Below are 7503 nucleotides of genomic sequence, written 5' to 3'. Positions count from 1 at the left end.
CCGGAGGTGGCGCCGGCCGCCCTCCGGCGTTCCCCCGGTGTCCTACCGGTGCACCACCGGTGCTCCACCGGTGTTCACCCGCATTCGGGCGCCCGAGCGGCCGCGCACCCCCGTTCGTTCACCGTTCACCGATGTCCGGAAAACGGTCTGTCGATCGGCCCCCTCCGTTCGCCGGTTCCGCGGCCCCCGCCGGCGTTGCGAGCATGGTGGCGCCCGGCGTTCTGACATATGCCACAAGCACATGCGACGCCGAGGATCCACCAGATCCGCTCCACCCAGGGGGGACCACCGTGTCCGACATCGGCCACAGCACCGAACTCACCCGCCGTCGCATGCTCCGGGGCGCCGGCGTCGCCCTCACCGCGGCGATCGGCACCGCCGTCCTCGGCCTCACCGACCCGGCCGGGACGTCCGCCTCCGCCGCGGGCACCGAGGGCGACCAGGCCTTCGACGAGATCTACCGCGGCCGCCGCATCCAGGGCATGCCCGCGGCCGCCGGATCCGGCCACCACCACCACGGCACGGGCGATTTCACCGTCCTGATCGACGGCCGCGAACTGCACAGCATGCGCAACGCCGACGGCACCTGGATCAGCGTCATCAACCACTACCAGCCGCAGCCCACCCCGCGGGCGCTGGCCCGCGCGGCCGTCTCCGACCTGCAGGGCGCAGCCCTCGTCCCGGTCGTCTGACCGTCCTCCTGCACCGACCCACCACCCACCCACCAGGAGGACGACCCATGACGGTCCGCAAGAACCAGTCGACCCTGACGGCCGCGGAGAAGCGCGCCTTCGTCGACGCCGTGCTCCAGCTCAAGCGCTCCGGCCGGTACGACAGCTACGTCAGCACCCACAACCGCTTCATCGTCAGCGACACCGACAACGGCGAGCGCACCGGGCACCGCTCGCCGTCCTTCCTGCCCTGGCACCGGCGCTTCCTGCTCCAGTTCGAGCAGGACCTGCAGTCGGTCAACCCGTCGGTGACCCTCCCCTACTGGGACTGGACCGCCGACCGCACCACCACGGCGAGCATCTGGGGCACCGACCTGCTCGGCGGCAACGGCCGCTCCGGCGACGGCCGGGTCACCACCGGCCCGTTCGCCGGCGCCGGCGGCCAGTGGCCGATCACCGTCCGGCCGGACAGCCGCGACTACCTGCGCCGCTCGCTCGGCACCGGCGTCGCCCAGCTGCCCACCCGCGCCGAGGTGGAGTCCGTGCTGGCCGTCCGCACGTACGACGCCGCACCGTGGAACAGCTCCTCCGACGGCTTCCGCAACCAGCTGGAGGGCTGGCGCGGCGTCAACCTGCACAACCGGGTGCACGTCTGGGTCGGCGGGCTGATGGGCACCGGCATGTCCCCCAACGACCCGGTCTTCTGGCTGCACCACTGCTTCATCGACAAGCTGTGGGCCGAGTGGCAGCGCCGCCACCCCGAGCAGGGCTACCTGCCGACCGCCAGCACGCCGAACATCTGCGCCCTGAACACCCCGATGAAGCCGTGGAACGACACCACCCCGGCCGACATGCTCGACCACACCCGGCACTACACCTACGACAGCACCTTCTGAGTCCTCCCCCTCGCTGTCACGGGACGTCGTGCCCGAAGTCCGGCACGCCCGCAGGCCCGCACGCCCCTCCCCGGGCCGCGGGCCTGCGGTCGTGCGGGCCTGCGGGCCTGCGGGCCTGCGGTTATGCAGTCGTGCGGGCGTGCGGGCGTGCGGGCGTGCGGGCGTCGGAGCCTGCCGGCCGGGGGTCGCGGAGCGGGGCGCGCCGACCCGCCCGGGGGCGCCGGACGAGTGGTACGCGCACGGAGCGGTGCACGGCCGACGGCATCCGGCGGGCGCCGCCGGGTCGCGCACGGTGTCATGAGGACATGACGACACACTGGCTGATCGAGTTCACCGACGAGCTGATGCGGATCACCGACGACCTCGACCAGACGCGCGCCGCGGAGTTCGTCCGCAAGGTGTACGAGGCCGGCCGGGACGCGGGCCGGCAGGAGGCCGTGGAGGGCCAGGAGCACAGCGGCTGGTGACGGGGCGGGCCCGCGGGGCCGGGGAGCCGATCACCGTACGGCCGGGGACGGTCCGCCCCGTATCGTGAGAGCCGCTCCGGCTGAGGTCGCCGGGGCCGCGGACCACGGACCACCGGGAGGACGAAGCGATGACCGGACCACGGGCGCGCCGGGCCGCTCGGCCGCGCGAGGAGGTCTACGCGACCGCCCGGGCCGCGATCGCCGAGAACGGCCTCGACAAGCTCACCATGGCCGGGCTCGGCAAGCAGCTGCAGATGAGCGCCGGCCACCTCCTCTACTACTTCGGGTCCAAGGACCAGCTGCTGCTGGAGACGCTGCGCTGGAGCGAGGACCAGCTCGGCGAGCGCCGCCGTGACGTCCTGGCCCGGCAGGACCTCAGCGCACGGCAGCGCCTGGCGGCCTACGCCGGCCTCTACCTGCCCGAGGGCCCGGGCGACCCCCGCTGGATCCTCTGGGTCGAGGTCTGGGGGCGCTCCCCCGCGAGCGCCGAGATCCGGCAGGGCCAGCTGGAGATCGAGGCCCCCTGGCAGGCCGAACTGGTCACACTGCTCCAGCAGGGCATCGCCGCCGGGGAGTTCCGCACCCCGGCCGGGCCCGGAGCCGTCCACGACCGGGCCCGCCAGCTCCGCGCCCTGCTGGACGGGCTCGCCGTTCCGCTCGCCATCGGCCTGCCGGGCGCCGACCGCACCGACGCACTCGCCCAGGTCGACTCGGTCGTCACCGCGCTCCTCGGCGGCTGACCGCCGGCCGACGCGCGCTCACTCCGTCCAGAGCGCCGCCGCCGTACGGTCGTCCGCGTAGCCCTTGGCCCGGACCTGGACCTGCCGCAGGAAGTCCACCGTGCCCGGCGGGTGCGGATGCGCCCAGTGCCCCGACAGGAAGCGGGCGACGGCCGGCTCGTCCGCGATCGGCCCGGCCAGGCCCGGGGTGCAGAGCAGCAGGATGTCCCCCGGCGTCGCCGGGACCAGCCGGAAGCGGAACGGCCGGGGCGCCGTCGCCGGCGGGGCGGCCTGAGCCGGCGGCTCACCGTCGGGGTGGTGCAGCAGCCGGGCCGCGTAGGCGTCGATCCAGTGGCCGGAACGCAGCAGGAACAGCCCGCCCGGGCCGGTGCCGAACGCGGCGCGGTGCCCGGCCGCAGGGTCGAGCGACACCATCAGGCAGTGCAGTGAACCGGACTCCCCCTCTGCCGGCTCCGCCGGACCGGCAGAGCCGTTCGCCTGGTCGCCGCCCGGGTGCTCGCCGCCCGGGTGGTCGCCGGCCGGGCGCAGCGATGCGGCCGCCCGGGCAGTGAGCCGCTGGAGGCCGTAGCGGAGGCGGTCGCGGGCGCCGGCCCGCAGATCGGCGGCGAGTTCGGCGCGGCTGCGCCCGATCGCCGCCGCCAGCTGCCGGGCCGCCTCCCCGGCCGCGGCCGAGGCCAGCGGGGCCTCGTCGCTCCGCCCCGGAGCGGCGATGACGGCGAGCAGCAGGCCGTCGGCCCCCTCCCCGAACCGGGTCACCAGCAGCGCGTCGCGACGGGGCTCACCGCGGAAGCGGGCCGAGTCGCCGCGCACCGAGACCGCGCGGAGTATCGCGGAGCCGTACTGCGCGCCGTCGACCACGGTGTCCGGCACGATCGCCGCCAGGCCGTCCGGCTCGACCGCCGGCAGGGCGGTGGGCTCGGGCGCGTAGGTGGGCGGCCGTTCGCCGACGAAGGGAACCGGCGCCGCGAACGGCTCCCGACGCGGCGCGGGCTGCGGCGGGACGGCCGGCACGGGGGTGGGCGTGGTGGCGGCGGGAGTGCCGGCGGCGGGGACAGGCGCGGGTGCGGCGGGGGCGGCCGGAACGGCGGGGGCGGCCGGAACGGCGGGGGCGGCCGGAACGGCGGGGGTGCGCGGAGCGACCATGGCGGACCCGATCCCGGTCAGCCGGGGGATGCGCGGATCGGGTCGGCGCGGGAGCGGGGCGGGCGCCGCGGGCTCCTGCCGCCGCTCGGGCTGCCGGTCGGACGGCGGGGCGGGCGGCGGGCCGGGTTGTTGGTCGGTCTGCGGGGCGGGCTGCGGGACGGACTGCTGGTCGGCGGCGTGCGGGTGGTCCGGCTGCGGCACGGGCCGGGTACGGCGCCGTGCGGGCAGCGGCGGCAGTGCCTCGTCGGTGGTCGGGGGAGCCGACGGCGGCGACGCGGGCACGGCCTCGGCCGCGGGCTCGTTCGCGGCGGCCGGCTCGGGCTCGGCCTGCCGTACGGCAGCCGCCGGGGGTGCCGGCGCGGACTCGGGCTCGGGTGCCTGTGCGGGTGCGGGTGCGGGTGCGGGTGCGGGTGCGGGTGCGGGTGCCGGTGCGGGTGCGGGTGCCGGTGCGGGTGCGGGTGCCGGTGCGGGTGCCGCTTCGGCTCGGGGCGCGGGAGGGAGGTCGGGGTCAGGGTCGGGACCGGGCACGGCGAAGACGCCGATCGCCGAGTCGAACCAGTCGTCGACCGTGGGCTCGCCCACCGAGGTCACCGAGGTCACCGCGGCCTCCGAGGTCACCGAGGCCTCCGAGACCTCCGAGCCGATCACCGGCGGATCCGGCCGCCGGGCCGCGGGCACTCCGGCCACCGGGCCGGGAACGGGCACGGGCTCAGGCCCGGGCCGGGTCTCGGGAAGCGGGTCGAGGTCGAGTGCGGCAGCCGCCTCGGGGGCTGACACCGGCGTGGGCATGCGCACGGACGCCGGAGGGTTCGCCGGTGGTGGCTGTACCGGTGCCGGCGGGTCGGCCGGGGGTGTGCGCTGGGCGCCGATGAGTGTCACCGCCGAGTCGAACCAGTCGTCGACGCTGCCCTCGCCCGCCTCGCCGTCCGGGGTGTCGGGCAGGGTGCCCGCCGGTCCCGCGTAGACGGTGTGCCACCAGTCGTCGTCCGGCCGGTGATGCGCGGGTGCGCCCTGGTTGCTCACGTGGCGGCTCCTCGTACCGTGTCTGCCGTCTGCCGAGCGGGCTGGGTCGCCGGACTCGACGTCGATTCTCCCCAACGAGAACGACGGTGTCCGGGATTCGGGGACAACGGGACACGTGGGACGGGGTGGCGCGGCGGGATCCGGCCACCGGCGGGACCGGGTCGGGCACCGGGTCAGCAGCGGATCGGGAACCGGTGGGGCGCCGGGACCGATCGGGGGCGCACCGGGCCGCACGCGCCCGAATACATGGGCCAAGAGGGGCATCGCATCACACGATCAGCCCATTAATATGTGCGCATGACCGCGCCTGCAGCCACCACCGCCGAGCCGGGGTGGCCCGTTCGCGCGGGCGGCCGTCCGGCCGTGGTGCTGTGGGCGCTCCTGGTCACCGGGCTGCTGGCGCTGCTGCCGTGTGCGGGCAGCGCGAAGGCGGTGGGGCGGCACGCCGCCAGCGTCCCCTCGGCGGCCCCTGCTCCGGCGCCGACCGCGTCGGCCGGTACCGCCGCGCTTCCCGGGTCGGCCGCAGCAACCCCGCCGACCGCAGCGACCCCGCCGGCCGTTTCGGCCGCGTCGGCTGTCGACTCCCGCACCCCCCACGGTGCCGGACAGCATGCCGCCGTGTCCTGGGCCGACGATCCGGGCGGCTCCGTGATCTGGTGCCCGGCCGACGGCGGCATGCCCGGCCCGGGCAAGGGCTGCAGCAGCCATCCGTTCTGCGGGCCCGAGGCCCAACTGCCGAACGCCCCGCCGCAGCCCGCGGCCGTCGCACTGCCGCTGCTGGTGGCGGTCCGCACGACGCCGGTCACCGTACCGGTCGCCGCCCCGGCGGTCTCCGGTCCGGCTCCCGATCTCCATGTGCTGCAGGTCCAGAGGACCTAGCGGAACCCACCGCCGGCCGCCCCCGGAACGCTCCGGGGCGCCCGTCGGCTCCGCACCCCCACCCCCCTCTCGCCATACCGCCGTGCCCGCGCACGGCGGAGACAAGGACAACTCATGGGTTCCGCCTCCAAGCAGTCCAAGCAGACGTCGGGCAACCCCGGCAACCGCCAGAGCCAGGCAGACCGGCAGGCCGACCGCAAGGCGCGGATCGCCGAACTCCGGGAGGCCGAGAAGCGCCGCGACCGCCGGAACAAGATCATCGCCTTCACCGCCGCGGGCGTGCTGCTGGCCGGCATGATCGGCGCGGGTGCCTGGATCGCCCTCGACGCCAAGCACACCAAGGACGAGAAGGCGAAGGCGGCCAAGGCCCCGATCACCGGCGTGAAGACGTACGACAACCTGTCCCGCAACCACGTCGAGACCAAGGTCACCTACCCGCAGACCCCGCCGGTCGGCGGCGACCACAACCCGGTCTGGCTCAACTGCATGGGCGACGTCTACGACAAGCCCGTCCAGAACGAGAACGCGGTCCACTCGATGGAGCACGGCGCGGTCTGGGTCACCTACAGCTCCAAGGCCTCCGCCGCCGACATCAAGACCCTCTCCACCAAGGTCAAGGCGACGCCGTACTCGTTCATGAGCCCCTACCCGGACGAGAAGGGCACCGTGACCCTCAGCGCCTGGGGCACCCAGCTGGTCGTGGACAGCGCCAGTGACCCGCGGGTCGACCAGTTCTTCACCAAGTACGTCCAGGGCCCGCAGACCCAGGAGCCCGGCGCCTCCTGCAGCCAGGGTGCGATGCAGTGACGCGCCCCGGGAAGGCCGCGGCAGACGCCCGGCGGGACGACGCGGACAGTGCGGTGGACGGCGCGGCGGCGCGCACCCCGCGCCGCCGGGCGCTCTGGTGGCCGGCCGCTCTGGCGGCCGCGGTCGCACTCTGCCTGGGCGTCCCCGCCCTGGTCGCGAGCGGGACCTCGGCGAGCGGCTCGGCGGCCGCCGCCCCCGCGAGCGACTCCCCCGAGGCCGGGTTCGCCCGCGACATGGCCGCCCACCACCAGCAGGCAATCGACATGTCGTTCATCGTCCGCGACCGCACCCAGGACGAGTCCGTCCGGCTGCTCGCCTTCGACGTGATCAATACGCAGGCGAACCAGCGCGGCATGATGATGGGCTGGCTCGACCAGTGGGGCCTCACCCAGAGCACCGCGGCCAGGCCGATGGCCTGGATGGGCCACACCTACCAGGCCCACGACGGCTCGCTGATGCCCGGCATGGCGACCAACACCGACCTGGACAAGCTCCGCAAGCTCAGCGGCCGGGACGCCGAGGTGTTCTACCTCCAGCTCATGATCGAGCACCACAAGGGCGGCGTGGCGATGGCCCAGGGCTACGTCGACCGCGCCACCAACGCGGTCGAGAAGCGGCTCGCCCAGAGCATGGTCAACGGCCAGCGGGCCGAGATCGACCTGATGACGGACATGCTGCAGAAGCGCGGCGCAAAGCCGCTCTCCTGACCGACTGAACCGGCTGGACCGGCTGAACCGGCTGGACCGGCTGGACCGGCTGGACCGGCTGAGCATCGCGGGCATCCGACGCCCGGGGCACCCGTAGCCCCGGCCGCGGGGGCCCGCGGGCGTCGGGGCCGATGTCCGGCTCTGCCCCCGGAGCCGAGGCGCCCCCCAGC

Annotated in this window: 8 protein-coding genes; 7 read left to right on the top strand and 1 reads right to left on the bottom strand. The window is 75.3% G+C overall.

What is annotated here, in order from left to right:
* Nucleotides 1-332: 332 nt before the first annotated feature.
* The 4 genes from ACFV0G_RS30690 (at nucleotide 333) to ACFV0G_RS30675 (ending at nucleotide 2774) form a co-directional block, all read left to right on the top strand.
* Nucleotides 333-692 (top strand): tyrosinase cofactor, encoded by a 360-nt coding sequence (locus tag ACFV0G_RS30690; RefSeq protein ID WP_380555086.1) that lies wholly within the window; start codon nucleotides 333-335, stop codon nucleotides 690-692.
* 47 nt (nucleotides 693-739) lie between these two features.
* Entirely contained in the window at nucleotides 740-1567 is an 828-nt protein-coding gene (locus ACFV0G_RS30685) for a tyrosinase family protein (RefSeq protein WP_380555082.1), read from the top strand.
* A gap of 305 nt (nucleotides 1568-1872) precedes the next feature.
* Nucleotides 1873-2034: a hypothetical protein gene (locus ACFV0G_RS30680; RefSeq protein ID WP_380555080.1), complete on the top strand. Its 162-nt coding sequence runs from the start codon at nucleotides 1873-1875 to the stop codon at nucleotides 2032-2034.
* Nucleotides 2035-2162: 128 nt separating this feature from the next.
* Nucleotides 2163-2774, top strand: coding sequence for a TetR/AcrR family transcriptional regulator (locus ACFV0G_RS30675; RefSeq protein WP_380555078.1), 612 nt, complete (start codon nucleotides 2163-2165; stop codon nucleotides 2772-2774).
* An 18-nt stretch (nucleotides 2775-2792) separates the two neighbouring features.
* On the opposite strand, the gene ACFV0G_RS30670 is transcribed toward ACFV0G_RS30675, so the two are convergent.
* Nucleotides 2793-4940, bottom strand: coding sequence for a hypothetical protein (locus tag ACFV0G_RS30670; protein ID WP_380555076.1), 2148 nt, complete (start codon nucleotides 4938-4940; stop codon nucleotides 2793-2795).
* A 297-nt stretch (nucleotides 4941-5237) separates the two neighbouring features.
* Between ACFV0G_RS30670 and ACFV0G_RS30665 the strand changes: the two genes are divergently transcribed.
* The 3 genes from ACFV0G_RS30665 (at nucleotide 5238) to ACFV0G_RS30655 (ending at nucleotide 7333) form a co-directional block, all read left to right on the top strand.
* Nucleotides 5238-5819: a hypothetical protein gene (locus ACFV0G_RS30665; protein ID WP_380555074.1), complete on the top strand. Its 582-nt coding sequence runs from the start codon at nucleotides 5238-5240 to the stop codon at nucleotides 5817-5819.
* A 114-nt stretch (nucleotides 5820-5933) separates the two neighbouring features.
* A complete protein-coding gene (locus tag ACFV0G_RS30660; RefSeq protein ID WP_380555072.1) occupies nucleotides 5934-6626 on the top strand; it encodes a DUF3105 domain-containing protein in 693 nt (230 codons plus the stop codon).
* 53 nt (nucleotides 6627-6679) lie between these two features.
* The gene (locus ACFV0G_RS30655; protein WP_380555084.1) at nucleotides 6680-7333 is read left to right on the top strand and encodes a DUF305 domain-containing protein; all 654 of its coding nucleotides are present in this window, start codon (nucleotides 6680-6682) and stop codon (nucleotides 7331-7333) included.
* The last annotated feature ends 170 nt before the right edge of the window (nucleotides 7334-7503 follow it).

The organism is Kitasatospora sp. NPDC059571, assembly GCF_042735675.1.
Taxonomy (GTDB): domain Bacteria; phylum Actinomycetota; class Actinomycetes; order Streptomycetales; family Streptomycetaceae; genus Kitasatospora.
Note: the sequence above shows the minus strand (reverse complement) of the source record. Positions and strands in the feature narration are given on the sequence as shown.